The organism is Cognatishimia maritima (assembly GCF_900129685.1).
In the GTDB taxonomy this organism is placed as follows: Bacteria; Pseudomonadota; Alphaproteobacteria; order Rhodobacterales; family Rhodobacteraceae; genus Cognatishimia; species Cognatishimia maritima.
This window is the reverse complement of sequence record NZ_FQWM01000001.1, coordinates 303,169-328,421: the sequence shown is the minus strand read 5'-3', so window position 1 is coordinate 328,421 and position 25,253 is coordinate 303,169. Positions and strand designations below refer to the sequence as shown.

Here is a 25,253-nt window from a genome sequence, read left to right as displayed (position 1 = left end):
AATGCATGCGCTGATGTTGGTTTTGACCGGATTATGTTGCGTTTTCGACGCATTTGGTCGCCCGCCAATCGTATGTATTCGCCCGCGATTGCCGTTGACGATCGTTAAGGTTGGTCGCATGGTTTCCGCATGAATTTTACCTCTCGTATAACCCGCATGCCTTCGGTTTTTGATCCTGAAATCGCGCAGGACCTGCGGGCGCAACTTGGTTTTGCCGAAGGTGATATTGAAAACCTGTTGGTCGCCGTTGGTTCTTGTAGCCCATATTTGCGAGGGCTGATCCAGAAAGAAATCAACTGGCTGCCAGAAGCGCTTGATGCGCCAGAGGCCGCGTTATCTCGCGTGCATTCAAATCTCAGTGCCTGCCCGCCAGATGCCTTGGGGGTCATGCTGCGACAGGCAAAGCGGCGCATTGCCTTGATGACGGCTTTGGCTGATATCGCCGGTGTCTGGACATTGGAAGACGTCACGAGTGCCTTGACGGATTTCGCTGATTTGTCATGTCAAATCGCACTACAGTCGACTGTCGACAAAGAAATCACACGTGGAAAACTTCCTGGTGCGACAGAAGACGATGTTCCGACCTTGGGCGGCTTGGTGGCACTTGCGATGGGCAAGATGGGCGCACACGAGTTGAATTACTCAAGCGATATCGATCTCATCTGTCTGTTTGACGAAAGCCAATATGAACTGGCCGATTTCCACGATGCACGGTCGTCTTTGGTCCGGGCTACACGTCGCGCCATGGCCTTGCTGAGTGATATTACCGGCGAAGGCTATGTGTTCCGCACAGATTTGCGGTTGCGGCCTGATCCGGCGGTCACACCCGTTTGTGTCGCGATGGAAGCGGCAGAGCGCTATTACGAAAGTCTTGGCCGCACCTGGGAACGGGCCGCTTATATCAAGGCGAGGCCTGCAGCGGGTGATCTTGAGGCGGGCAATCGTTTTTTGGACACCCTGCGCCCCTTCGTCTGGCGCAAGCATCTGGATTTCGCGACCATTCATGAGGCGCATGAAATGCGGCTGCGTATTCGCGAGCATAAAGGCTTGGCAGCCCAGCGCGGGTTAGCGGGCCACAACTTGAAACTCGGCCGCGGCGGCATTCGAGAGATCGAGTTCTTTGCGCAAACACGGCAGTTGATCGCGGGCGGACGGGATCGTTCGCTGCGCATGCGCCAGACGGTGCCTGCGCTGCAGCGACTTGCGGAACAGGGTTGGGTGAAACCGGATATAGCTGAAAAACTGTCGGTGCATTACAGGGCGCACCGCGAGGTCGAGCATCGCATACAAATGCTGAACGATGCGCAGACCCACGATTTACCTAAAACCGAAGAAGGGCTGCAGCGCATCGCCTGCCTGATGGGGCGCGACCTGGCCGACCTGAAAGATGAATGGCGCGCGCGCATTGATGACGTCCATGCGCTGACCGAAGATTTCTTTGCGCCTGACGCGATGACACCTCAGCCAAAGGTCGAGGCGCATAAGTTTGATGAGCAAATCCTGTCGCGCTGGCAGACCTATCCGGCGTTGCGGTCGTCTCGGGCTGTGGAGATTTTTAATCGACTGAAACCTGACCTTCTACATCGATTGACCGAGGCCGCGAAACCTGATGAGGCGCTTGTGGCGTTGGACGGGTTTTTGGCGGGCTTGCCTGCGGGCGTTCAGGTCTTTTCACTGTTTGAGGCCAATCCACAACTGGTTGATCTGCTCGTTGATATCCTCAGCACCTCGCCGGCCTTGGCACAGTATCTGTCGCGCAATTCCTCTGTTTTGGACGCTGTCATCGGTGGGGCGTTTTTTGCGGCTTGGCCGGGCAAAGAGACGCTGTGCAGCGAATTGCAGGACCTGCTTGATGCAAATGATGACTATGAATCCTGCCTCGATGCCGCGCGGCGTTGGATGAAGGAATATCACTTCCGCATTGGGGTGCATCACCTGCGCGGGTTGATCTCGGCAACAGAGGCCGCGACACAGTATTCTGAATTGGCAGAGACCATACTCGTAGGCCTATGGCCGGTGGTAACACGGGAGTTCGCCAATAAACACGGCGCGATGCCCGGGCGCGGCGCGATGGTGCTTGGCATGGGATCGCTCGGCGCGGGACTTTTGACGGCGACCTCTGATCTTGACCTTATCGTGATTTATGATGCCGCTGGGGTAGACGCCTCGGACGGCAAACGCCCTTTGGCTTCGCGCGCCTATTATGCGCGGCTGACGCAGGCTTTGGTCACGGCCCTTAGCGCGCCCATGGCAGAAGGGCGGCTGTATGAGGTAGATATGCGCCTGCGCCCCTCTGGTACGCAAGGACCTGTGGCGACCTCTTTGACATCGTTTCGAGACTACCAGGAGAACCAAGCCTGGACCTGGGAGCATCTGGCACTGACCCGGGCGCGACCCATTGCTGGGGCAGAGGACTTGATGTCAGAGGTGGAACTGTTTCGTCAAACGCAGTTGGCGCGCCCTTCAGACGAGGCAAAGGTGCGGGCAGACGTGCAAGAAATGCGGGAACGGATCGCTTCGGCCAAGGCATCGTCTGGCGTTTGGGACGCAAAACTTGGCGCCGGGCGTTTGCAGGATATTGAACTTTTGTCGCAAACTGCTGCGCTTTTGGCCGGGGTGGCCACCCGAGAGGTCGGAGACAGTCTGCGAAATGGCGCTTTGATCGGTTGGCTTGACGAAGAAGATGTTACGGTGCTGCGTGACGGTTATGATCTGTTTCGCACGCTTCAATCTGTTGCGCGGCTTCTGGGGCAAAAAGCGCTTAATCCCGATGAGTTGGGGGCAGGCGGCGTGGCCTTCTTGTTACGTGAAACCGAGGAGAGTTCTGTTGACACGCTGCGACAAAGATTGGAACAGGTTGCAGAAAACGTCGGAGCACGAATTGACCGCAGTCTTGCGCGTCCTTTGAAAGGCTAGCCTATGGGGCAGACACTTGATCCGCGCGGCTTGATCCGCGAAGCCTACCGCATCGAGGGGATCGATTTAGGGCAATGCCGATCGATCTTTCTGGATTGGGCCTTGGGCCGCGATATCGAGGCAACGGCAGAGGTGATTGGGCAGCTGTTGCAGCAATACGAAGTGGACCATCCAGAGCATCCAATGACTGAGGTGCTGCGCGAAGGCTCTGTTCAAGCCACGGTCGGGGCAGAAGGACGTCGGCGCGGGGGCCGCCGTCGCAAAGGTTAAGGCTTTCCTCTTTGGGGGGATGGCTGTAGGAGGTCGGCATGACTGATCTTCCTCTTGTTCGCCTGAAACCAAAAGCCAACGCGCGCGCCATTCGCCATGGGTTCCCTTGGGTCTATGATAATGAAATGGTGACCGATCGCCGGACCAAGAAACTTGCTCCGGGCACGCTTGCGGTTCTGGAAGATGCAGAGCGCCGCCCGATGGGCGTGGTCACTGTGAACCCAAACAGCAAAATCATGTGCCGGATGCTGGATCAGCAGGTCGATGCACAGATTGATCAGGCGTGGTTTGAGGCGCGGCTAGCCAAAGCTTTGGCAATGCGAGAGCGGCTTTATGACCAGCCTTTCTATCGCCTTGTGCATGCCGAAGCGGATGGACTACCCGGCGTGGTGATTGACCGCTTTGGTGACACCTGCGTCGTGCAGCCCAATGCCGCCTGGGCCGATGATCGGATTGAGCCTTTGACAGAGGCTTTGGCCTATGTGACGGGGGTGCGTAACATCCTGAAAAACGCCAGTGGTCGTGCCCGGAGCCTTGAGGGGCTGGACGAAGAAAACGCAGTGCTTCTTGGCCAAGCGCCGGACGCTCCGCTGCCGGTTCTGATGAATGGTGCAACCTATATGGCGGACCTGACCGGCGGGCAGAAAACCGGGTTGTTCTTTGATCAACGCCCCAATCATGGGTTTGCCGCGCAGCTTTCCAAAGGCGCGCGGGTGCTTGATGTTTTCTCGCATGTCGGCGGCTTTTCTCTGGCCGCTTTGGCAGGTGGAGCAGCGTCAGCAATGGCGGTTGATGGGTCTGCGGCAGCTTTGGATCTGGCGCAAAAAGGCGCCGAAGCCGCAGGTGTGACGGACCGGTTCACCACCCGCAAGGGAGACGCTTTTGCGGTGCTAGAGGCGCTGGCAGAGGAAGGCGCGCAGTTTGACGTGGTGATTTGCGATCCGCCTGCATTTGCGCCAAACAAACCCGCGCTGGAAAAAGGGCTGCGGGCGTATGAACGCGTGGCTCGCTTGGCGGCCCCTTTGGTGGCCGAAGGTGGGTATTTGGGGCTGTGTTCCTGCTCTCATGCTGCAGAACTCTCGCTTTTCCGAAACGCGTCTGCGCGCGGAATTGGCCGCGCCGGGCGTCGGGGACAATTGATCCACACAGGATTTGCAGGCCCTGACCATCCGCTGATGCCGCAGCTTGCCGAAAGTGGCTATCTAAAAGCACTGTTCTTCCGCCTATGAAGCTTTTGCTTGATACCTGCGTGATTTACCCAACCGTTATGCGGGAGGTTCTACTGGGTGTCGCTAAGGCTGGTGTTTTTGAACCGCTGTGGTCTGATCGTATTCTGGAAGAATGGGCGCGGGCTGCGCGAAAGATCGGCCCCACAGGCGAAGCACAAGCACGCGGTGAAATTGCTTTGACCAAGGCTGCGTGGCCGAAAGCTGTTGTGACCTATCGCCCCGGCACAGAAGCTCGGCTCTATCTGCCTGACGCGGCAGATATTCACGTTCTTGCAGCGGCGGTCGATGGGCATGCGGATGCGATTGTAACGTTGAATGCCAAAGATTTTCCAAAGCATATATTGGCAGAGGAAGGCTTGGATCGACTGGAACCGGACGGGTTTTTGCACAGCATATGGTTAAGCAATCCAGACATTGTCGCAATGGTCGCGGAGTCGGTCCGTGAAGAAGCCTGTCGTCTGTCTGGCAAGGACTGGCAGATGCGACCTTTGCTGAAAAAAGCCCGGTTGCCGCGTTTGGCGAAGGCTTTGGGATAAGAACATATCCCGGGCGGAAGCACGGCCTACCGATTGACTACGCTGTTCCCCATTTTGCTTCCAGCGCTTCGATGGCTTTGATGCGTTCATCGGTCTTGGGGTGACTCATCATCCATGCGGGTATGGCACCCGCGCGGTTGGCGGTGAGTTCTTCGAGTTTCAGGAACAAAGATTTTTGCGGGTCCGTACCGATACCAGCCTTGGTCAGCAAGGCTGCCGCATATTCATCCGCCTCATATTCATCACCGCGCGAGAGCCGCGCGGCCAGAAGCGTGGTCAGCGCGTTCGCAATCCAGACACCAATAAAAGGAATAAACCGGGTCAGAACCATGGCCAGTGCCGTGCGCAGGGCGTTTTGGCCCGAAAAATCGATCATCCGGCGGCGCGAATGGCCCAAGGCAACATGCCCCAATTCATGCGCGATCACGCTGGCGAGTTCTTCTTTGCTGACCTCCCCATTGGCGTATTTGCGGTAAAACCCGCGCGTGATGAAAATCCGCCCATCTGGCGCGGCCAAGCCGTTTACCGGGTCGATTTCATAGATATGCACCTTGATACGTGGCAGCTCCAACGCAGCGGCCATACGGTCAATCAGTTGCTTTAGGGCAGGATCGGCCAATTCCGTGGATTGCTGATCCAACATGCGCGCGGTGCGCCATGCGCTAAACCGATACATGGCGAGGGCATAGAGGATCGCGAGGAGAATAGGGGCGAACTTTAGCATCTTATTGAATATGGGGCGCGGTGCATGGTGGATCAACCACGCTGAGTGGCATGAAGTTTACGACGGTTGTGCAGAATCCACGCTCCGGTGCCAAGCATGACAAAGACTGCCGCCAGAAGCCCGATTGTATCACTGGCAAGTTCCGCAGCCATCGAAAGATTGCCTGCGAACAGAAAGCCCAATCCAATGTAGAGGCAGACCCATGTGGCTTCACCCAGCGCACCTGCGATCACGAAGCGCAGCGGGTGCATGCCGGTCGCCCCGGCGACGAAATTGACATAGGGTCCAAGCGGAGAGAAAAGCCACCGGCTGAGGTAGACACCGATCATCCCGCGCTGATCAAGAATGTCGCCAGCGCGGCGCAACAGGGCTTGTCGCTTTTGGCTGCGCTCGGCAAAGTCGTTTACGTGCGTCTGCAACCGATGGCCAAGCAGAAATCCACATATGTCTCCAAGCACCGCGCCGCTGAGTGCGGCGATGACCACGTTGCCTAGGCTCAGATCGCCGGTTGCGACAAAGGCACCGCTGGTCAGCATCAAAAGAGAAGATGGAACAGGCATGGCAAGGCAACTGGCGAATGTTACAAAAAACAAAGTCAGAGCACCGTAGTCTGCCAAATATATCGTCAGCGCTTCGATCATTGGGGCAGACCGAGGTATCTGTTAACGTCGTTGATGACTTCCTCAACCGGCACGCCATGTTTCTGAGCGATCCGTTTCAGCGTGGGGCGCCCATTGAAATCGGACCTAGAGATGTCAAGGTGACGTGCAAGAGCCTGCCGATCAACGTCCCATGATCGCGCGATGTAAGCAGGCGTCATCCATTCTTCAGCGGCTTGCTGACGATGGGCAGGGTCCGCCCAATAAACGGTGTCTGCAATCAATTTGACGGCAAAGAACAGCGTTGCCGCCACGGCCAATAGAAATCCGGCGCTTGCTATCGGGTGTCGTTTTAAGATCGCTCGCATCGTGGCCTCGTATTTGCGCTCAGACGTTTAACGCAAAAGTATCTGCATTCCGTCGTCTAAACCAGACAAGGTCATGGGCACCATGCGGTCTTCGAATATGTCGCGGATCATGCTGATCGAATGGGTGTAGTCCCAATGGGCTTGCGGAACCGGGTTGATCCACAGATTGTCCAGCCACTGTTCACGCGCCCGCTCCAGCCATGTCTGACCTGGCTCCTGGTTCCAATGCTCATTCGCCCCACCGGCATAGGCGATCTCATATGGAGACATCGAAGCATCGCCAACAAAGATGCATTTGTAGTCAGTGCCGTAGGTGCGCAGAACGTCCCAGGTTAGTGTCTGATCGTTCCAGCGCCGGGCGTTGTCGCGCCAGACACCTTCGTAAAGACAGTTGTGGAAATAGAAATATTCGAGGTGTTTGAACTCTGCCCGCGCGGCGGAAAACAGTTCTTCAACCACTTTGATATGTGGGTCCATAGAACCGCCGACATCCAGAAACAGCAGAACCTTCACAGCATTGCGTTTTTCGGGTCGGGTTTTCACATCGAGGTAGCCGTGTTCCGCGGTCGAACGGATGGTCCCGTCCAGATCCAACTCTTCGGATGCACCATCGCGCGCCCAGCGACGCAGGCGTTTCAGGGCCACCTTGATATTGCGGGTGCCGAGTTCAACACTGTCATCCAGATTGCGAAATTCACGTTTGTCCCAGACTTTGACGGCGCGTTGATGACGGCTGCCATTTTGGCCAATCCGCACGCCTTCGGGGTTGTAGCCATAGGCACCGAAAGGGCTGGTGCCTGCTGTGCCAATCCATTTGTTGCCGCCTTGGTGCCGGCCTTCCAGTTCTTTCAGCCGCTCTTTTAAGGTCTCCATCAATTTATCAAATCCGCCCATGGCTTCGATTTCGGCCATTTCCTCGGGGCTAAGATGCTTTTCCGCCATCTTGCGCAGCCAGTCCTCGGGGATGTCGACCGCATTCAGGACATCCTGCGCCGTGATGCTTTCGATCCCTTCAAAAGTCGCGGCAAAGGCGCGGTCAAATTTGTCGAGGTTGCGTTCGTCTTTCACCATCGCTGTGCGGGCGAGGTAATAAAAGACCTCGGTGTCATAGGTGGCGATGCCGGTTTTCAACGCTGCCAGAAAACTCAGGTATTCCCGCAGGCTCACTGGGACGCCGACGGACCTGAGGTTTTCAAAGAGCGGTTGAAACATGGGCTCAGTAGAAGTTCTTTTCGATGATCAGCGCCAGGATGAACCCAAGCACGGCAAAGGCGATCCCGAAGGCCGCGCCATAGTGCAGGATATCCGCGAGTTTCCCATTGCGGCGCTTTGCCGAGACAACGCCGAGGAGGATGCCAATAAGGCCGGTGATTATATACATACCGCTAATTTGTCCTGTTTTTCGGGTAAAGCAAGGCGATCTCTCGTTGCTTGGCCCGCACGATCCATTCTGGGCCAAACCCGTATCTTGCCCACCCAAGACTGTCCAGACGCGCCAGTTCAGCGGCGGCTGTTTGTCCCAAGGCGGCGAGCGCCTCGGATTTCAGCATCAATAGCGACGCGAGGTGGATAGCGTTCTGATAGGTGGTTGCGTTGCCTATTTGACTATCGGCAAGGCGCAGCGCCTCTTGGGCGTCCCCCTGTGCCAAGGCGTAAGCCGCCAACTGTCCGGCAACCGCAGCGCGATGAGGGCCGTCCGGGACCGATGCTTGAAAATATTGATCGGCCAGTCTGAAATGCCGAATGGCAAGATGGGGATCACGGTTTTGCAATGCGCGCGCCAAGATGAAATGACTAAACCCGCGTCTCTGATCGCTCCAACCCCGAGACTGCGCAATCGACAGCGCCTTTTCGGCGGCGGCTAAACGACGAGCGTTAGTGGTGTCCGGTCCGACAGAGACTTGAATGGCGTTCATCCACTCTCGATCCGTTCGACTGCGAGGCGCGGTGCGACCGTGCTCTCCATCGGGATTGATCTGCGCAAGGATGGTTGGCAGGCGTGCTCCGACCTGTTCACGGGACATGCCATTCTGTAGTGCCGGGTCATAGGTCGCGCGCAGGATCAGCATATCAAATGAGGTCAAGACCGCGTGAAAGTTATCATCGTTGAAAACGCTGTCTTCCAGCCGGTAGAGGTCATTCAATGGCCCCAAGGCCTGCGCCAGTTCTTCGTGAAGGCAGTCACGCATATCCTGCGGGCTGGTGTCATACGGCAGAAAGATCGCAAGCTTTTCGCGCTTTTGTAGCTGCGCCCAGTCAGTGCGGACCGTACCACGCGCACGGCGATAAGCACTCAGCGAGTCAACATTAGGAACAACGAAACAGGCTGCATGGGGCAGGGCGCGGCGGATGTCGTCTTTGGCGACCGTTTGAATGATAATATTGGCCGGGCCTTGTGTGACCTGCCGAATGTCTATCGCCGCTTCGTTCCGCAGCCGCATGAGCAGTCGCGCCAGATCGTTTCGCAAAATGGGCGTACTGCGCCCTTGAAGCTTGACCGTGATCGGGGTTTCAAACCGTGTCAGCACAGGCAGCGGTCGCCCACTTTCCAAAGCAAAGGACAGGTCAAGAAAATCGCGTGTGATATCGGTGTTGGCGCGCGACGGCAGCACCGGTGCTGGCTGCGTAAAAGCTCGGACAGGGGGGAGCGTGGTGTCGGCAACAACCGCGCGGGTCGGGTGCGCTGCGTCGGGCCGTGGGGCAGTGCAGGCCACGCAGAGGGGCAGTGCCAGCCAAAGAGCTGCTTTACAAAGCCCCGCGCGGCTCACCGGCCGGACCGCGCCATAAAGGCCAAACGTTCAAACAGATGCACATCCTGTTCGTTTTTCAGGAGCGCCCCATGCAGTTTCGGCAATGCATTTGCCCCATCACGCTTCAAATCTTCGGGAGCGAGGTCTTCCGCCAGCAAAAGTTTTAACCAATCGATGACTTCAGAGGTGGACGGTTTCTTCTTCAAACCACGTGTGTCGCGGATTTCGTAGAACTGGGTCAGCGCCTCTGTCAAAAGTTGATCCTTGATGCCCGGATGATGCACTTTGACGATAGCTTTCATGGTCTCGGCATCGGGGAAATTGATGTAGTGGAAAAAGCAGCGGCGCAAAAAGGCGTCAGGCAGTTCTTTTTCATTGTTCGAGGTGATGATGATGATCGGGCGCTGCTTGGCACGCACGGTTTCCCCGGTCTCATAGACGTGGAACTCCATCTTATCGAGTTCCTGCAACAGGTCGTTGGGAAATTCGATGTCCGCTTTGTCGATTTCGTCGATCAAAAGCACGACTTTCTCATCTGAATCAAAGGCTTCCCAAAGTTTACCTTTTCGGATGTAGTTCGCCACGTCATGTACGCGCTCATCACCCAACTGGCTGTCACGCAAACGGCTGACGGCGTCATATTCGTATAGGCCTTGCTGGGCCTTGGTGGTGGATTTCACATTCCATTCGATCATGCGCAGCCTAAGCGCATTGGCGAACTGTTTGGCAAGCTCGGTTTTGCCGGTGCCCGGCTCTCCCTTCACCAAAAGCGGGCGTTCCAGCATGACAGAAGCATTGACTGCCGTCGTCAGGTCAGCCGTCGCCACATAGCTTTGCGTGCCTTCGAATTTCATTGGTGCTTGCCTCTTTGCTCAATTGTGCCGCGTTCACAGAGGCCAAGGTAACCAGATGGCCTTTTCACTGCAATGCGGTCACTTGAGGTAGTGACAATCTGCAATCACTGCGATACATCCGGCCCAGTTAGGGGGTTTTGCGTTTTGAGGGGTTGGTTGCCTCTGGCGCGAGCCACGATGAGGGAGCAAAAATGAAAGCTGAAGTTTTCCTGCCGGAAGATTATGTTCCTGCGGATGACGAGCCGTTTATGAACGACCGTCAGATTGAATATTTTCGACGCAAGCTGATTGATTGGAAAGAAGAACTCTTGGCGGGCAGCCGGGACACAATTACGGGATTGCAGGGCAATACGCGCAACATTCCCGATATTGCTGACCGCGCCAGCGAAGAAACGGACCGCGCGCTGGAACTGCGTACACGGGACCGTCAGCGCAAGCTGGTTGCCAAAATTGATTCTGCCCTGCGTCGGATCGATGAAGGTGAATATGGCTACTGCGAAGTGACCGGTGACCCAATTTCACTGAAACGTCTGGACGCGCGACCAATCGCGACCATGACGCTTGAGGCGCAGGAACGCCACGAGCGCCGGGAAAAAGTCCACCGCGACGACTGATCGCTTGGGAATTGGATGGATTAAGACCGCCGGGCGTGGATGCGTTCCGGCGGTTTTGTTTTTGAAAGACGGAAACGGCGAAGATGACACTGATCGGCATGAATATCGGCGTTTTGGGCGGCGGCATTGGCGGGCTGACGGCTGCGCTGGCCTTGGCGCAGCGCGGAGCGCAGGTGACCGTGTTGGAACAAGCCGAAAAGATCAGCGAAGTGGGCGCGGGCATCCAGATCAGCCCAAACGGGGTCTGTGTACTACGCGCCCTAGGGCTGGGAGACGCCATCCGCGCGGTCAGCGTGAAGGCCGAAGCGGTTGAACTGCGCGACTACAAGGCAGGGCGGCTGGTCACGCGGCTGGATCTTGGTCTATTGGAAGCGGATCAGGATTATTTCTTTGTCCATCGCGCTGATTTAATTGATTTATTGGCGACGGCTTGTCGTGAGGCGGGCGTGTCCATCAAGCTTTTGAAACAGGCGACGACGGTGACTCCCGGGACACGACCTACCGTGGCGCTTGCCAATGGGGACAGTTTCTCCGCCGATTTGATCATTGGTGCAGACGGTCTGCATTCGGTCGTCCGGAAAGCCCTGAATGGCACCACTGCGCCGTTTTTCACCCACCAAACCGCGTGGCGGGCGACAGTGCCCAATACGATGAACCACCCGAATGTGGCTCAGGTGCATATGGGGCCAAAGCGGCATGTGGTCAGCTACCCACTGCGGGGCGGTGAGCTGGTCAATCTTGTCGCTGTGCAAGAGCGAATGGAGTGGGTCGAAGAAGGCTGGACCCATCGCGACGACCCTAAAAACCTGCGCGCGGCCTTTGCAGATTTTGGCGGAATGGTGCCTGCGCTGTTGGAGGAAGTGACGGAGGTTGGCCTATGGGGCCTGTTCCGTCACCCGGTTGCCCAGAAATGGTTTGGAGAAAACGTCGCGATACTGGGCGACGCTGCGCACCCCACTTTGCCCTTCATGGCGCAAGGCGCGGTCATGGCGATGGAAGATGCTTGGATGCTGGCGGATAGCCTATCCGGCGCAGAGGATATTTCGGTCGCATTGGCGCTTTATCAATCCCGTCGCCATGAAAGATGCACGAAGATCGTGGCGCAAGCCTCTGGTAATGCGTGGAAATACCATTTGTCGGGCTTGCCAATGAGAATGGCAGCGCATACCGGGATGCGGTTGCTTGGTGCCCTGGCCCCGAGAAAGATGATGGGGCAGTTTGATTGGATTTATCGGTTTGATGTGACTTCCGATTAATAGCTTTTCGGTGCTGACTATATTGGGGCATGCTTGACCGGATTGGGTCGCCTGTGTGATCGTGGGACTTTCACGCAGGAGGGCATTGGATGAGAGATCGCATACCGCTATTGGGCACATGGTCGTTACTCAGTTGGTACAATGTCGATGAGACTGGCGAAAAGACACATCCCTTTGGTCAGGATGTCTCTGGATTCATTCATTATTCAGAGGACGGCCACGTCTTTGTTCATATGATGACGAACCAGCGCCCACCGTTTGAATCAAACGATCCATTTGTTGCCAGCGCTGAGGAGTATACAAACGCCTTTCTGTCCCATATTTCATATGCGGGGCGATATACGTTCTCGGGCACGCAAGTCACGCATAATGTGTCTCAGTCGTCCACGCCGAACTGGCTCGGGACAGAACAAGTGAGGCACGTCGAAATAGACGGTGATCACTTGCGTCTGAGCGCAAGAAACGCTGATTTTCAAGGAAAGAGAGTGACTGCGTTCGTAGATTGGGAGCGTGTTAAGAACTGACCCGAACACATTTCTAGGTCTGGCTAAGCCGCCAACTCCACCCAAACTGGCACGTGGTCGGACGGTTTCTCTCGCCCACGCACTTCTTTGTCGATCTGACAATCCACTAGCAAGTCCGCACATTGCGGGGACAGCAAGAAGTGATCAATCCGAATGCCATCATCGCGATTCCACGCACCGGCTTGGTAATCCCAGAAAGAATAATGTTCCGGCCCAAAGGTCCGGGCGCGGAATGCTTCGGTGAAACCCAAATTCAGCAAGCGGCGATAGGCTGCGCGGCTTTCAGGGCGCGCCAAAGCATCTTCTTGCCAGGCTTCAGGGCGACGGGCATCCTCATCTTGCGGAATGATATTGTAGTCCCCAGCCATCAAAAACGGTTCTTCAGCCTTTAGCAGATCTTCTGCGCGGGCCTGCAGGCGTTCCATCCAAGCGAGTTTGTAGTCATACTTTGGTCCCGGAACCGGGTTGCCGTTTGGCAGATACAGCCCGCATACATGCACCGGCGTTTCGCCCATCACGGTTGCTTCAATCCAACGAGCCTGTTCGTCGTCGTCATCGCCGGGTAAGCCGCGGGTGATGTCCTCAAGCGGGAGTTTCGACAAGATCGCCACACCGTTGAAACTTTTTTGTCCGTGGGTTTCGACCTGATACCCGCGATCTTCAAAGATTTCGCGCGGGAAAGCTTCGTCTACTGATTTGATTTCCTGCAATAAAACCACATCCGGCTGCGCTTCGTCGAGCCAATCGGGCAGGGCGTTGATCCGGGCTTTGATGCCGTTGATATTGAAAGTCGCGATTTTCATGCGGCGACTATGGCGCTATCAAAGGGTACGCTCAACCCGAATTCAGGTGCCATGATGAAATACTTTGCCGAACAGAAAATTGATCTGCACCGGGACCGGGTTGTGGAACTCTTGACCGATCACCGTCAGCGCCGTCATTGGCAACCGGGGTTTCAAAGCATGGAGCCGTTGGAGGGTGAACCGGGCACGGTCGGGGCGACCAGCCTGTTGAATTTTAGGGTCGGTGATCGCCCCTTTGAGATGATCGAGACGATCTTGGCAAAGGATTTCCCACGCTCCTACATGGTGTCTTATGTGTCAGACCAATCGGCCAGCATCTCTCGCAATAGCTTTGAAGAAACTGACGACGGCGGCACCCTGTGGCGTGTTGACTTGGAAATGAAGCTCAAGGGGCTTTATGGGCTGATGGCGATGTTGCGGCCAGCGGCCTTCAAGCAGCAGACGCAAGCGCTGATGCGGTCCTTTGCCGATTTTGCAGCCAGATAAAGGGCTTACATCGAAAAGCTAGTGCCGCAGCCGCAGGAGCTGGTGGCATTGGGGTTTTCGATCACGAAACGCGCGCCAATCAGTTCTTCGCTGAAATCAATGACGGCCCCCGTCAGGAACGGGAGTGACACGCTGTCGACCACGACTTTCTGGCCCTGACCTTCCAGCACCAGATCATCGTCGGCAGGCGCGTCCAGTTTGATTTCGTACTGAAACCCGGAACAGCCACCGCCCTCGACCGCGACGCGCAAAGCTTGCCCCTGATCGCCCGCACCGATTTCGGCGAGACGTTCAAAGGCACGGTCCGTTACTTTTGGCGGCAGTTGCATTTTGTCACTCCTGACAGGCATTTGGGCGGTTGCACCCAGAGTTTGTTCCACGCAGACTGCAATATAAGTTGCACAAGAGCAGGCCACAAGGACAAGCGTGATGATCGCGGCAATTGCATCAGACCCTGACAAGGCGCGGGGACGTCGCATAAGCGAAGAGGAAAGCGCGTTTCGCTCTTGTTTTCAGCGCGACCGCGACCGGATCATTCATTCCAGCGCCTTTCGACGGCTAAAACACAAGACGCAGGTTTTTGTCGAACATGAGGGCGACTATTACCGCACACGATTGACCCATTCGATTGAGGTGGCGCAGGTGGCCCGGACCATTTCCGGCGCGCTGGGTCTGAATCAAGAACTGACAGAGGCCGTCGCCTTGGCACATGATCTGGGGCACACGCCATTTGGCCATACGGGTGAGGACGCATTGCATGCCCTAATGCAGCCTTTTGGCGGTTTTGACCACAATGCGCAGGCGGTGAAAATCGTGACCTCGTTGGAGCGCCACTATGCCGAATTTGACGGGATCAACCTGACCTGGGAGTGCCTCGAAGGGATCGCAAAACACAACGGGCCGGTTGTGGGTGACATTCCTTATGCGCTGGCAGACTACAACGCGTTGCATGATTTGGAACTGCACACCCACGCCAGCGCCGAAGCGCAGGTGGCGGCTTTGGCCGATGATATCGCTTATAACAACCACGATCTGCAGGACGGATTGCGGGCCGGGCTGTTCACGGAAGCTGACATTATGTCTCTGCCGGTGATCGGAGAGGCCTTTGCCGCAGTGGACAGGAAATACCCCGGCCTTAGCCAAAGCCGCCGCAAACATGAGGCGCTGCGGCGGGTGTTTGGCGTCATGGTCGCGGATGTGATCGACACATCGCGGCAGCTGCTGGAGCAAAGCGGCGCGCGGACGGTCGAGGATATCCGCAATCATGGTGCGCCGGTCATTGCCTTTTCAGACGCCTTCATCGAGAAATTAAATGTGATCCGTAAGTTCCTGTTTTCACGCATGTATCGCGCGCCTTCGGTGATGGAAAAACGGGCGCAGGTGACTAAGGTGGTCGAGGCTTTGTTTCCGCTTTTCATGCAGCGGACCGACCTTTTGCCGCTAGCTTGGCAGGACGATGTGAAACAGCTGCCAGATGAAACCGCCGTGGCGCGCAAAGTGTCTGACTATATTGCTGGCATGACGGATCGCTTTGCCTTGATGGAATATGAGCGGCTGATGGGTGAAAAACTGCCGCTCTGATGCCATTGGCCGCAAAAGGTCACGTAAATCCGACTGTTCCTTCTGCCTGCGATGGTCTAAGCCGCTCACATGGATATATTTGCGGACAAAACGGTCTTTATTGCGGGCGCAGCCTGTGACTTGACGTGGTGCCTGCTGCCTGTGCTTGAAAGCGCAAATGCGCGGGCAATCCTGATGGACATGGAGTGTACAGAATTGATGTCCATGGCGCGTCGAAATGTAGAACTGCTTGAGCCGCTGCCACTGCGCGAGCTGTCTGCTGCCAATTGCAAGGTCGTGGGCGATATCTGGGGAGCAGAACCCATTGATATCTTGATCGACATGGTCAGCCTCAGCAGCCCACAGAGCGGCGAAAAGCAGTTACAGATCAGCCGTACAATGTTGCATGCCTTTGAACCCGCTTTGCGAGCAGCCGAAGGGTGCGTGATCTCTGTTGTGCCCAAGGCGCGGCGCAGTGATCCTGTCAAATTGCAAGTCGCGGAAGCTGGGCATTTACAGCTCGCGGACCTTTTGGCGAAACGCTGGGCGGATTGGAGTGTGACGCACAATCTGCTCCGGCCTGAAAAAGGGGCTTCTGCAGCATCCATGGCGAAAGCTGTCGATATCGCTGCGCAGGCCGGGTGGCACAATTTCACTGGTGTTCAGGTCCCGATCAGCGCGACCTCTTACTGACGCGCATTGACCTGCGCTCTGGCGGTGGTAAACCGCGTCCAAAGCAAAAGGACATAGTTGATGAACCTGTTTTCTGAAATCCGCGATCTGGTGATCGAGCAACTGGGTGCAATGCAAGCCGACGGCGTGTTGCCAGAGGGGCTGGATTTCACAAATGTCGCGGTCGAGCCGCCACGCGATGCAGCACATGGCGATATGGCAACCAATGCTGCGATGGTGCTGGCAAAACCGGCCAAGATGAAGCCGCGCGATATTGCTGTTGCGCTGGCAGGCAAGCTTGCGAACGACACGCGTATTGACACCGCCGAGGTGGCCGGGCCTGGGTTCTTGAACCTTCGGCTGGCGGCAAACCTGTGGCAGGGTCTGGTTCAGGCGGTTTTGACCGAGGGGATGGATTTTGGCCGCTCTGACATGGGTGAAGGCAAGCGGGTCAACGTTGAATATGTCTCTGCCAACCCGACGGGTCCTTTGCATGTGGGCCACACACGTGGCGCGGTCTTTGGCGATGCGCTGGCGTCGCTGCTGGATTTTGCGGGCTACGATGTGACACGCGAGTATTACATCAACGATGGCGGCGCGCAGGTCGATGTGCTCGCGCGGTCTGTCTACCTGCGCTACCTCGAAGCGCACGGCCAAGAGGTCGCGTTTGAAGACGGCACCTATCCGGGCGACTACCTGATCCCTGTCGGGGAAGCGCTGAAAGAGAAAGTCGGTGACGCCTATGTTGGCCAAGACGAAAGCGTTTGGCTGGCAGAGGTGCGCGAATATGCCACCGAAAAGATGATGGACCTTATTCGTGCGGACCTGAAACAGCTGAACATCGAAATGGATGTGTTCTATTCCGAAAAGTCACTTTACGGCACGGGCCGGATCGAGGCCGCCTTGGAGTCCTTGGAAAGTAAGGGCCTGATCTATGAAGGCGTGCTGGAGCCACCAAAAGGCAAAAAGCCCGAAGATTGGGAGCCGCGTGAGCAGACCCTATTCCGTTCGACCGATCATGGCGATGATGTCGACCGCCCGGTGAAGAAATCGGATGGGTCTTGGACCTATTTCGCGCCGGACATCGCTTACCACTACGACAAAGTGCAACGTGGTTTTGACCTGTTGATCGACATCTTCGGGGCAGATCATGGCGGCTATGTAAAACGGATGAAGGCGGCGGTTTCAGCGCTGTCCGACGGCCAGACAGCGATCGACATCAAGCTGACGCAGCTTGTGAAGCTTTTCAAAAATGGAGAGCCATTCAAGATGTCCAAGCGGGCAGGGACCTTTGTCACCCTGCGCGATGTGGTGGATCAGGTTGGTTCTGATGTGACCCGCTTTGTGATGCTGACCCGCAAAAACGACGCGCCACTGGATTTTGACTTTGACAAAGTCCTAGAGCAATCCAAAGACAACCCAGTCTTTTACGTGCAATACGCCCATGCGCGGGTGTGTTCTGCGGTGAAGAAGGCGGGTGAAGCTGGGATCGACGTGTCCGACGCGACGATTGCAGGTGCTGACCTGACGCTCTTGTCTGACGCCGCAGAGATCGCGGTGGCCAAGAAGGTGGCCGAATGGCCGCGTCTGGTTGAAATCGCGGGCCGCACAAACGAACCGCACCGGGTGGCCTTCTACCTCTATGAACTCGCTAGCGAATTGCACAGCCTCTACCACACCGGCAAAGACAAGCCGGAACTGCGGTTCGTACAAGAAGACAACGCCCAAACAACACAGGCGAAAATCGCCCTAGCGCGCGCCGTCGCCATTGTTATTTCCGCAGGACTTGGTATCTTGGGGGTAACTCCGGCACAAGAGATGCGATAAGCACATAGATCGCCGGGGTGAGGCAATGGCAAAAACCCCGGCGATAATCTCGCTGGACAGTTGGATCAACTCGGCCCGAGGCCGCTGACGATCCCCAAGAGGCGAGCATGGCACAAATTTCCATGAATGAGTCTGCGCCGCAGACAGATTCCCGGCAAATCACCAGCAGTTTGGCCAATTGGGCAGGGGCGATTGTCTCGCTTGGACTTGTCGTTGGGGCCGGTGTTTGGGGCTACAAATTGTTGGTGCGTGATGTCAGCGGCATTCCCGTAGTGCGCGCCATCGAAGGCCCGATGCGGGAGCAACCGGCGGACCCCGGCGGATTGCGGGCGGCCCATCAGGGGCTTTCCGTGAACAGCGTCGCCGCGAAAGGCACAGCGGCTGCACCGGCAGATCGCCTGGTGCTTGCGCCGCCGCCCATACGTTTGACAGACAATGACGCGCCAGCCGCGACTGCCATCGCGGCCTCGGCCCCTAATGCGGTGCGCCCACAAGAGACTGCCCAAACCATTGCCGCACCCGCGCCGATAGAGCCGGGCGATGTGGCGGGGTTGATTGAACAGATCGTCGCCAGCGCCCCGAATTCAGAGCCTGCAACGGCCCCAGATGTGCATCCAGAACCCAAGAAAAACCTTGGCGGATTGTCGACATCCCTTCGTCCGAAACTGCGCCCGGCGGCCCTCAGCGCAGCGACGGCCACACCAGCAGATGCCAGCGAACCTGCCAGCGTTGAAGTCGCGGCGGAAAGCCTCGCGACCGGTACACGTTTGGTGCAGCTTGGCGCTTTTGCAAGCGAAGATATCGCACGGTCTGAATGGGACAAGCTGCAGGTCAAATTTGGGGACTATCTGGGCGACAAACAACGCGTTGTCCAAAAGGCCGAAAGTGGCGGGCGGACCTTCTACCGTCTGCGCGCCATGGGCTTTAGCGATCTGAATGACGCGCGGCGTTTGTGTTCTGCATTGAAAGCCGAAAACGCCGATTGCATTCCCGTGGTGACCCGTTGAGCAATCCTGCAGGGCGCTTTGGCGCGACGATCCTTGGGTGCGCAGGGCTGTCTTTGACACCGGACGAAGTGCAGTTTTTCGCAGAGGCGCGTCCGTTTGGCTTTATCCTGTTTAGCCGCAATATTGACACCGCCGATCAAATCCGGGCGCTTTGCGTTGAATTGCGGACGGCCGTCGGTCATGACGCGCCGATCCTGATTGATCAGGAGGGGGGCCGTGTTCAGCGGTTACGCCCGCCTTTGGCGCAAGACTGGGTGCCGCCGCTTGATCAAATTACGAAGGCTGGCGCAAGCGCAGCGCGGTCCATGTATCTGCGGTCGCGCATACAGGCCCATGAGTTGCGCGGCCTTGGCATCGACAGCAACTGCGCGCCGCTTGTTGATGTCGCGACTGATAGCACGCACCCGTTTTTAAAGAACCGTTGCTACGGGTTTGATGCGCAGAGCGTTGCCGCCTTTGGCCGTGCTGTTGCAGACGGGTTGCTTGATGGTGGCGTGCTGCCCGTCCTCAAACACATTCCGGGCCATGGGCGGGCGCAGGTCGACAGCCATCTTGATTTGCCGACGGTTTCTGCGTCGCGAGAAGACCTTGAAACCGATTTTGCGCCCTTCAAAGCATTAAATGACCTGACCTTGGGCATGACTGCGCATCTTGTGTATGAAGCACTGGACCCGTTGCCTGCGACCATTTCCGAAACCATGATGACTTTGATCCGCGACGACATTGGATTCGATGGGCTTATTATGACCGACGATATCTCGATGGAAGCCCTAAGCGGGGCTGTCGCAGACCGCAGCGCGGCCTCCATTGCCGCAGGTTGTGACGTGGTCTTGCATTGCAATGGTGACTTTGCTGAGATGCAGGATGTGGTGGCGGCAAGTGGCATAATGACCGAGGCCGCGCAGAACCGGGCAGAGCGTGCATTGGCAGCGCGACAGACCCCGCAGCCGGTTGACATTGACGCCCTCAGGGCAGAGCTTGAAAGCCAACTAAACGGGTAACGTATGACCGACGACTTCATCGAAAAGGCAAAGCGAGAGGCGGTTCAGGACCGGCTGGCCGCTGAGGCGCTGATCGTTGATGTCGATGGTTTTGAAGGCCCGTTGGATTTGCTTCTGACGCTGTCGCGCACGCAAAAAGTCGATCTGCGCAAGATTTCGATCCTGCAATTGGCGCGGCAGTATCTGGCCTTTGTTGAAAAAGCCAAACAGTTGCGCATCGAACTGGCTGCCGATTATCTGGTGATGGCGGCCTGGCTCGCCTTCCTGAAATCCCGGCTATTGCTGCCACCTGACCCCGAAGAAGAAGGGCCAAGCGGCGAAGAACTGGCCGCGCATCTGGCGTTTCAATTGGAGCGGCTGCAAGCCATGCGCACGGCAGCGGCGCGGCTGATGGCCCGCGACCGAATGGGGCGTGATTTCTTTGCGCGTGGTATTCCCGAAGATGTCACCAAGACACGGATTGTAACCTATTCAGCAACTTTGCTCGATCTGATGCAGGGCTACGCGCGGCTGCGCACCAAGGATGAATTCCGCCCCTTTGTGATGGATCGGGATTCCGTCTTTACGATGGAAGAAGCGCTGGATCGTATGCGCGGGCTGATAGGTTTTGCGGGGCAGTGGACCGATTTGACCAGCTACTTGCCGGAAGGGTGGGAAAGTGACCCCAAAAAACGCCGTTCGGCGACAGCGTCGACCTTTGCAGCGGCCCTTCAACTCGCCAAAGAAGGCAAGGTGAACTTGCGCCAAGATGGCACCTTTGGCCGCATCGAACTCCGCCAGAAAGAGGCAGACCATGACTGACGAGACGGAGCAGACCGCTGCGCCAGAGGAGAAAAGCCTGTTCGAGGCGCCCCCGATGGGGGAGCAGGAACGCATGGTCGAAGCGATCTTATTTGCCAGTGCAGAGCCGGTGACCGTGCGCGAATTAAATGACAGGATGCCGCATGGGGCCGATGCAGCAGAAGCATTGGTGCACCTGCGCAAACGCTACGAAGGTCGCGGCGTGCGCGTGGTGAAAGTCGGCGATGCCTATGCCATCCGAACCGCGCCTGACCTTGGGTTTTTGATGCAAAAAGAACAGGTTGAGACGCGCAAGCTGTCGCGGGCTGCAATCGAAACGCTGGCGATCATTGCTTACCACCAACCTGTGACGCGGGCAGAGATCGAAGAAATCCGTGGCGTCTCTGTCAGTCGCGGTACGGTGGATCAACTGCTTGATATGGAGTGGATCAGGTTCGGTCGCCGCAAAATGACGCCAGGCCGGCCTGTGACGTTTGTGGTGACGCAACACTTCCTCGATCACTTTGGCCTCGAAAGTGCGCGCGATCTGCCGGGGCTGAAAGAGCTGCGGGCGGCTGGATTGCTCGACAACCGCTTGCCACCCGGAGCCTTGCCGACAACACCAGAAGACGAGGATCTGGTAGAGGAGACAAACGAAGGTCAAAGCGAGTTATTCGAAGATTAACCGTGCTTTAACCTTTCGCTAATTTCACCGATTTTGCAAAAAATCGGCGAGGAAACTCGGCTAAAATGCGGTTAAATCAACTCTTTGGTCAAAAACGTACGTTTTACGATACGGCGCGCATAAAGCGCTTCGCCCAAGCCCAAGATCGCCATAATTCCAGATACCATGATGCAGGCACCCAGCCCCCAAGTGTCAAACAGTGGACGGAATCCAATGGTGGCTACAAAGATGCAGAGGTACATCACCGCAGAATTCAGCCCCATGATCGCACCGCGTTGGCTTGGGTCCAATTGGTTCAAACGGTTGACCGTCATGTTCAAGCCAAAGTGGTTGATGATCCCCCAGATAAACATCAGCGCCGCGAAAAGTGTGTAGGAGTGTACGATCTGATAGGCGACCGCGAAGAGCACGATGAGCGCGGCAAAGATGACAGCCATGGCACGTTTCGGGCCAACGCGGTCGAGATAGCGATCAAAGAACATCGCCAAGCCAAACCCCAACCCATAGAGCAGCGTGAACTGCCCACTGTCAGAGACACTGCGACCCAAGGTGTCGGTGATATGGGCACCAAGGTAGTTGTAGACGCCATAAAAACCGGCCCCGAACATCGCCACGCAGAACAGCGCGCCGCCAAGTCCCGCCACTTTCATTGCGCTGATTGGAGAGGTGATTTTTTCCGACCGTGGCGCAGCAGGGATCTGCACCGCGTACATAAAGGTCAGGACCGCGAAAACCGCGATTGCGAGGATCGAAAACACCATGCGCCAGCCAAAAAATTCAGCGATATAGGCACTGAAGGTCACGCCGCCCACCATGGCGAGCGTCCAGCCCGTCAATACCTTCCCAATCGTGCGCGCCTCTTGACCTGGGACGGAGATCACAGCGGCCATCGTGTAGATTGACGGCAAGGCGAGGCCAACGCCGACGCCCGCAAGCGCCTGCGAGGCGATCAAAAAGTCCATGTTCGGCGCAGCTGCAGAAATGCCCAAAGCCGCAGCGATGAGGATCAGGGAATGCTTCAGCGCGATATCTGCGCCAATCCGATCTGCCAATGGGGCCAGCAGCAAAGCAGAGATCGAAACGCCTGCGCCATAGGCTGCGGCCGCGGTCATAACGTCAGCTGCATTTTCCAAGCCAAGTCCAGCGGCCACTTCGCTGGCGATAGGGGATAGGATCAAAGAGTTCGCGCCGATCAGACCGACCGCGACCATCAGAAGGAGGATCATGAGTTTCACGCATTTTCAGAAGAATGTTTAGCGTGTATATAGTTATGCAGCAGAATATTCGGCAATGAGAAAGCAAATGTCCCAGCAAGAAACAGATGGCATTCAGCAAAACACGTCCAAACACCGTCCGTTGGACGTGATGGATCGAAAAATATTAGGCGCGATGGCGCAGGATGCCACGCGCAGTTATGCCGATTTGGGCAAAGAGGTTGGGCTTTCGGCGCCTGCGGTGCACGAACGAGTCAAACGGTTGCGCCAAACAGGCGCGATTCAGCGCACCATGGCGCAACTGAACGGCGCCGCAATTGGGAAAAACTTCCTTGCCTTTATCCATGTCGAATCCGCAGGTTGGGGCAAGACCAAAGAGGTCATTGATCTGGGTGAACTCCCCGAAGTCGAGGAAATCCATACCATCACGGGGGATAGCGCACTGATCCTGAAGGTTCGTGTTGAAAACGCCCAAGCGATGGAAGGTTTCCTCTGGCGGCTATATCACAAAACAGGCGTGCGAAGTACGCACACCTATGTCGTGCTATCAACCCACGTTGAACGGGGCGTGCAGGCAGAGATCACCAAAGACCTGTCGGTGGGCGATCACCTGACCTAGCTGGGCATTTTGAAATGTTTGGACAGCTTCAAGCCCTGACCCTGATAATTTGACGCAATGCCCGCGCCGTAAAGCTGCTCGGGCAGTTCCGCCATCTTTTCATAGACCAGCCGACCGACAACCTGCCCATGTTCCAGAACAAAGGGTGCTTCGTGGCAGCGTACTTCCAGCACGCCACGAGAGCCTGCGCCGCCTGCATCCGCAAACCCAAAGCCCGGGTCAAAGAAGCCTGCATAGTGCACGCGGAATTCGCCCACCATGGCCAGATAGGGCGCCATTTCGGCTGCATATTGCGGCGGGATCGTCACCGCTTCGCGGCTGACAAGGATATAGAACGCGCCGGGATCAAGGATGATCTGACCATTGTCGCTGCGCACTTCTTCCCAATATTCAGCTGGGTCGTATTCTCCGATCCGGTCAAGATCGATCACACCGGTATGAGGTTTGGCGCGGTAGCCAACGAGCGTGCCTTTTTCAGGCTCCAGATCGACAGAAAACCCCAAGCCGTCATCGATCACTGGTGTGCCATTCACAAGCGGGGTGTCGGCGTGCAGGTCTTGCAGCGCTTCATCTGACAAAATGCTTTGACCGTCACGGAATCGAATCTGGTTCAGCCGCATGCCCGGGCGCACCAGAACAGAGAAGGAGCGGGGGCAGATTTCGGCATAAAGCGGGCCAGCATAACCTGCCGGGATGCGGTCAAACTCTGTGCCGCCATCAGTGATTGTGCGGGTCAACAAATCAAGCCGACCGGTAGAGCTTTTGGCATTGGCGACGGCATTGACCGCGGCTGGCAGGTTTAGGCTTTCCATCAGCGGAACAACGTAGACACAGCCCTTTTCAAGGACAGCGCCATGGCTGAGATCGACCTGATGCATTTCAAATTCAGTCAGCCGATCGGCCACGGTCTTGTCTTCTCCCGCAAGAAAAGACGCGCGCACACGGTAAGCGGTTTTGCCAAGGCGCAGGTCAAGGCTTGCGGGTTGCACCTGACCTTCGACCAAAGGCTGATCCAAGCGGATTTCACCATTTTTCAACATGGTTTCAATGGTTTGGCTTGGCAATACGCCTGTCATAACATCCCCCAGATGCACAAAACGCCCGGGCTGAAACTCGGCCCAGGCGTTTTTGTTGGTCGGGCTAGCAGGACTTGAACCTGCGACCTTCCGTCCCCCAGACGGACGCGCTACCAGGCTGCGCTATAGCCCGACGGTGAAAATCTTCATAACGGATTGAGGCGCAGGGGCAAGACCCAAATTCCAATAAATCGGTCAAGGATTTGCATCGCCTCGGTGTTTGGCTTGCACAGCCGCGAGTGCGTGAACAGCCGCGCCGATCACGGCTTTGTCGGCCTCTGGAATGTCGCGCAATTCGGTCAACCGGGCCAAGATTTTGCGGCGCACTTCCCAACCTTCGGCGTCATCGACGACGGGTTTTTCAGGGCGCAGGGCAGGTGGCTCAACGCTTTCGGCCTCGGGGGCTTCTGGTGGCGGCGCGCTGATTGTAGTTTCGGTTTCGCTCGGTACATCCTTGGCCGCGAGCGGTTCCGGTGCTGGCTCTGCCTTCGAGGGAACCTTGGGTCTGACCGCTGTGACCGGCGCGATATCTCCGATCAGATCAGCTTCGGTCACGGGTGCTGGATCTTGAAGATGCTCGATACTGTCATCGGTGCCGTCGTCAATCGGTCGAGAGAGCGCGCTGATTTCCTTGATGCCTTTTTCGCGCAAGAGCTTTTGCACGCCTTTGATGGTCATGCCATCATCGTGCAGAAGTTGCTTGATGCCGCCAATCAGCAGCATGTCGTTGGGGCGATAATAGCGTCGGCCGCCAGCGCGTTTTACCGGACGAACTTGCGAGAATTTGCTTTCCCAAAACCGCAACACATGCGGCTGGACATCCAGCCACTCGGCCACTTCGCTGATCGTGCGAAATGCGTCTTTGGATTTGGGCATGGGGCCG

The 25,253-nt window shown here is 56.7% G+C and carries 28 protein-coding genes and 1 tRNA gene; 16 read left to right on the top strand and 13 right to left on the bottom strand.

Annotation, left to right across the window (positions count from 1 at the left end):
* Positions 1 to 129: 129 nt before the first annotated feature.
* Genes BUA39_RS01670 through BUA39_RS01655 form a run of 4 tightly spaced genes read left to right on the top strand, consistent with a single transcriptional unit; the run spans position 130 to position 4,951 of the window.
* Positions 130 to 2,916, top strand: a complete 2,787-nt coding sequence (locus BUA39_RS01670) for a [protein-PII] uridylyltransferase family protein (RefSeq protein WP_072790038.1) — start codon at positions 130 to 132, stop codon at positions 2,914 to 2,916.
* Between the two features lie 3 nt (positions 2,917 to 2,919).
* On the top strand, positions 2,920 to 3,186 hold the full coding sequence (locus BUA39_RS01665; RefSeq protein WP_072790035.1) for a hypothetical protein: 267 nt from the start codon (positions 2,920 to 2,922) through the stop codon (positions 3,184 to 3,186).
* Positions 3,187 to 3,224: 38 nt separating this feature from the next.
* Positions 3,225 to 4,415 (top strand): RSP_2647 family RNA methyltransferase, encoded by a 1,191-nt coding sequence (locus tag BUA39_RS01660; protein ID WP_072790033.1) that lies wholly within the window; start codon positions 3,225 to 3,227, stop codon positions 4,413 to 4,415.
* Entirely contained in the window at positions 4,412 to 4,951 is a 540-nt protein-coding gene (locus BUA39_RS01655; RefSeq protein ID WP_072790030.1) for an RSP_2648 family PIN domain-containing protein, read from the top strand. Before BUA39_RS01660 ends, BUA39_RS01655 begins: the two co-directional genes overlap by 4 nt.
* Before the next feature lie 37 nt (positions 4,952 to 4,988).
* On the opposite strand, the gene BUA39_RS01650 is transcribed toward BUA39_RS01655, so the two are convergent.
* Genes BUA39_RS01650 through BUA39_RS01625 form a run of 7 tightly spaced genes read right to left on the bottom strand, consistent with a single transcriptional unit; the run spans position 4,989 to position 10,246 of the window.
* Positions 4,989 to 5,675, bottom strand: a complete 687-nt coding sequence (locus BUA39_RS01650; RefSeq protein WP_072790027.1) for a M48 family metallopeptidase — start codon at positions 5,673 to 5,675, stop codon at positions 4,989 to 4,991.
* Between the two features lie 32 nt (positions 5,676 to 5,707).
* Positions 5,708 to 6,316, bottom strand: a complete 609-nt coding sequence (locus tag BUA39_RS01645; RefSeq protein WP_084604645.1) for a DedA family protein — start codon at positions 6,314 to 6,316, stop codon at positions 5,708 to 5,710.
* Complete coding sequence (locus tag BUA39_RS01640) at positions 6,313 to 6,642, bottom strand: hypothetical protein (protein ID WP_072790020.1); 330 nt, start codon at positions 6,640 to 6,642, stop codon at positions 6,313 to 6,315. Before BUA39_RS01640 ends, BUA39_RS01645 begins: the two co-directional genes overlap by 4 nt.
* A 27-nt stretch (positions 6,643 to 6,669) precedes the next feature.
* Complete coding sequence (locus tag BUA39_RS01635; protein ID WP_072790016.1) at positions 6,670 to 7,854, bottom strand: vWA domain-containing protein; 1,185 nt, start codon at positions 7,852 to 7,854, stop codon at positions 6,670 to 6,672.
* Positions 7,855 to 7,858: 4 nt separating this feature from the next.
* Positions 7,859 to 8,023, bottom strand: a complete 165-nt coding sequence (locus tag BUA39_RS16735; RefSeq protein WP_165610471.1) for a hypothetical protein — start codon at positions 8,021 to 8,023, stop codon at positions 7,859 to 7,861.
* A gap of 4 nt (positions 8,024 to 8,027) precedes the next feature.
* Positions 8,028 to 9,356: a DUF2927 domain-containing protein gene (locus BUA39_RS01630; RefSeq protein ID WP_242648523.1), complete on the bottom strand. Its 1,329-nt coding sequence runs from the start codon at positions 9,354 to 9,356 to the stop codon at positions 8,028 to 8,030.
* A 50-nt stretch (positions 9,357 to 9,406) separates the two neighbouring features.
* On the bottom strand, positions 9,407 to 10,246 hold the full coding sequence (locus tag BUA39_RS01625; RefSeq protein WP_072790013.1) for an AAA family ATPase: 840 nt from the start codon (positions 10,244 to 10,246) through the stop codon (positions 9,407 to 9,409).
* Between the two features lie 191 nt (positions 10,247 to 10,437).
* Here BUA39_RS01625 and dksA point away from each other — a divergent pair, with 191 nt between their 5' ends.
* The 3 genes from dksA to BUA39_RS01610 all read left to right on the top strand — a co-directional run bounded on the left by dksA (position 10,438) and on the right by BUA39_RS01610 (position 12,640).
* Positions 10,438 to 10,860 (top strand): RNA polymerase-binding protein DksA, encoded by a 423-nt coding sequence (dksA, locus tag BUA39_RS01620; protein WP_072790010.1) that lies wholly within the window; start codon positions 10,438 to 10,440, stop codon positions 10,858 to 10,860.
* An 83-nt stretch (positions 10,861 to 10,943) separates the two neighbouring features.
* Positions 10,944 to 12,116, top strand: a complete 1,173-nt coding sequence (locus BUA39_RS01615; protein WP_072790007.1) for an FAD-dependent monooxygenase — start codon at positions 10,944 to 10,946, stop codon at positions 12,114 to 12,116.
* An 89-nt stretch (positions 12,117 to 12,205) separates the two neighbouring features.
* The gene (locus BUA39_RS01610) at positions 12,206 to 12,640 is read left to right on the top strand and encodes a lipocalin-like domain-containing protein (protein WP_072790004.1); all 435 of its coding nucleotides are present in this window, start codon (positions 12,206 to 12,208) and stop codon (positions 12,638 to 12,640) included.
* A gap of 23 nt (positions 12,641 to 12,663) precedes the next feature.
* Here BUA39_RS01610 and xth read toward each other — a convergent pair whose 3' ends face one another.
* The gene (gene xth, locus BUA39_RS01605) at positions 12,664 to 13,443 is read right to left on the bottom strand and encodes an exodeoxyribonuclease III (RefSeq protein ID WP_072790001.1); all 780 of its coding nucleotides are present in this window, start codon (positions 13,441 to 13,443) and stop codon (positions 12,664 to 12,666) included.
* 9 nt (positions 13,444 to 13,452) lie between these two features.
* Between xth and BUA39_RS01600 the strand changes: the two genes are divergently transcribed.
* Positions 13,453 to 13,929 carry an SRPBCC family protein gene (locus BUA39_RS01600; RefSeq protein WP_072789998.1) on the top strand — a complete coding sequence of 159 codons (477 nt, stop codon included), beginning with the start codon at positions 13,453 to 13,455 and terminating at the stop codon, positions 13,927 to 13,929.
* Positions 13,930 to 13,934: 5 nt separating this feature from the next.
* Here BUA39_RS01600 and BUA39_RS01595 read toward each other — a convergent pair whose 3' ends face one another.
* Entirely contained in the window at positions 13,935 to 14,258 is a 324-nt protein-coding gene (locus BUA39_RS01595) for a HesB/IscA family protein (RefSeq protein ID WP_072789996.1), read from the bottom strand.
* Positions 14,259 to 14,358: 100 nt separating this feature from the next.
* Here BUA39_RS01595 and BUA39_RS01590 point away from each other — a divergent pair, with 100 nt between their 5' ends.
* The 7 genes from BUA39_RS01590 to scpB all read left to right on the top strand — a co-directional run bounded on the left by BUA39_RS01590 (position 14,359) and on the right by scpB (position 21,461).
* Complete coding sequence (locus BUA39_RS01590) at positions 14,359 to 15,510, top strand: deoxyguanosinetriphosphate triphosphohydrolase (RefSeq protein WP_072789993.1); 1,152 nt, start codon at positions 14,359 to 14,361, stop codon at positions 15,508 to 15,510.
* A 69-nt stretch (positions 15,511 to 15,579) separates the two neighbouring features.
* The gene (locus tag BUA39_RS01585; RefSeq protein WP_072789989.1) at positions 15,580 to 16,182 is read left to right on the top strand and encodes a hypothetical protein; all 603 of its coding nucleotides are present in this window, start codon (positions 15,580 to 15,582) and stop codon (positions 16,180 to 16,182) included.
* 60 nt (positions 16,183 to 16,242) lie between these two features.
* Positions 16,243 to 17,988, top strand: coding sequence for an arginine--tRNA ligase (gene argS, locus BUA39_RS01580; RefSeq protein ID WP_072789986.1), 1,746 nt, complete (start codon positions 16,243 to 16,245; stop codon positions 17,986 to 17,988).
* 107 nt (positions 17,989 to 18,095) lie between these two features.
* Positions 18,096 to 18,995, top strand: a complete 900-nt coding sequence (locus BUA39_RS01575; protein ID WP_072789912.1) for an SPOR domain-containing protein — start codon at positions 18,096 to 18,098, stop codon at positions 18,993 to 18,995.
* On the top strand, positions 18,992 to 19,996 hold the full coding sequence (locus BUA39_RS01570) for a glycoside hydrolase family 3 N-terminal domain-containing protein (RefSeq protein ID WP_242648522.1): 1,005 nt from the start codon (positions 18,992 to 18,994) through the stop codon (positions 19,994 to 19,996). The genes BUA39_RS01575 and BUA39_RS01570 overlap by 4 nt, the downstream gene beginning before the upstream one ends.
* A gap of 3 nt (positions 19,997 to 19,999) precedes the next feature.
* Positions 20,000 to 20,797: a segregation and condensation protein A gene (locus BUA39_RS01565; protein ID WP_072789901.1), complete on the top strand. Its 798-nt coding sequence runs from the start codon at positions 20,000 to 20,002 to the stop codon at positions 20,795 to 20,797.
* Positions 20,790 to 21,461 carry an SMC-Scp complex subunit ScpB gene (scpB, locus tag BUA39_RS01560; RefSeq protein ID WP_072789898.1) on the top strand — a complete coding sequence of 224 codons (672 nt, stop codon included), beginning with the start codon at positions 20,790 to 20,792 and terminating at the stop codon, positions 21,459 to 21,461. Before BUA39_RS01565 ends, scpB begins: the two co-directional genes overlap by 8 nt.
* 71 nt (positions 21,462 to 21,532) lie before the next feature.
* Here scpB and BUA39_RS01555 read toward each other — a convergent pair whose 3' ends face one another.
* Positions 21,533 to 22,687 carry an MFS transporter gene (locus BUA39_RS01555; protein WP_072789895.1) on the bottom strand — a complete coding sequence of 385 codons (1,155 nt, stop codon included), beginning with the start codon at positions 22,685 to 22,687 and terminating at the stop codon, positions 21,533 to 21,535.
* 76 nt (positions 22,688 to 22,763) lie between these two features.
* On the opposite strand from BUA39_RS01555, the gene BUA39_RS01550 reads away from it, so the two are divergent.
* On the top strand, positions 22,764 to 23,294 hold the full coding sequence (locus BUA39_RS01550; RefSeq protein ID WP_072789892.1) for an Lrp/AsnC family transcriptional regulator: 531 nt from the start codon (positions 22,764 to 22,766) through the stop codon (positions 23,292 to 23,294).
* Here the strand turns inward: BUA39_RS01550 and BUA39_RS01545 are convergent.
* From BUA39_RS01545 to BUA39_RS16565, 3 genes are all read right to left on the bottom strand, one after another.
* Positions 23,291 to 24,370 (bottom strand): 2'-deoxycytidine 5'-triphosphate deaminase, encoded by a 1,080-nt coding sequence (locus BUA39_RS01545; RefSeq protein ID WP_072789889.1) that lies wholly within the window; start codon positions 24,368 to 24,370, stop codon positions 23,291 to 23,293. The two genes, BUA39_RS01550 and BUA39_RS01545, sit on opposite strands and share 4 nt — an antisense overlap.
* A gap of 56 nt (positions 24,371 to 24,426) precedes the next feature.
* Positions 24,427 to 24,503: transfer RNA gene (locus tag BUA39_RS01540), tRNA-Pro, on the bottom strand.
* A 62-nt stretch (positions 24,504 to 24,565) separates the two neighbouring features.
* Positions 24,566 to 25,246: a MerR family transcriptional regulator gene (locus BUA39_RS16565; protein WP_084604641.1), complete on the bottom strand. Its 681-nt coding sequence runs from the start codon at positions 25,244 to 25,246 to the stop codon at positions 24,566 to 24,568.
* Positions 25,247 to 25,253: the final 7 nt, after the last annotated feature.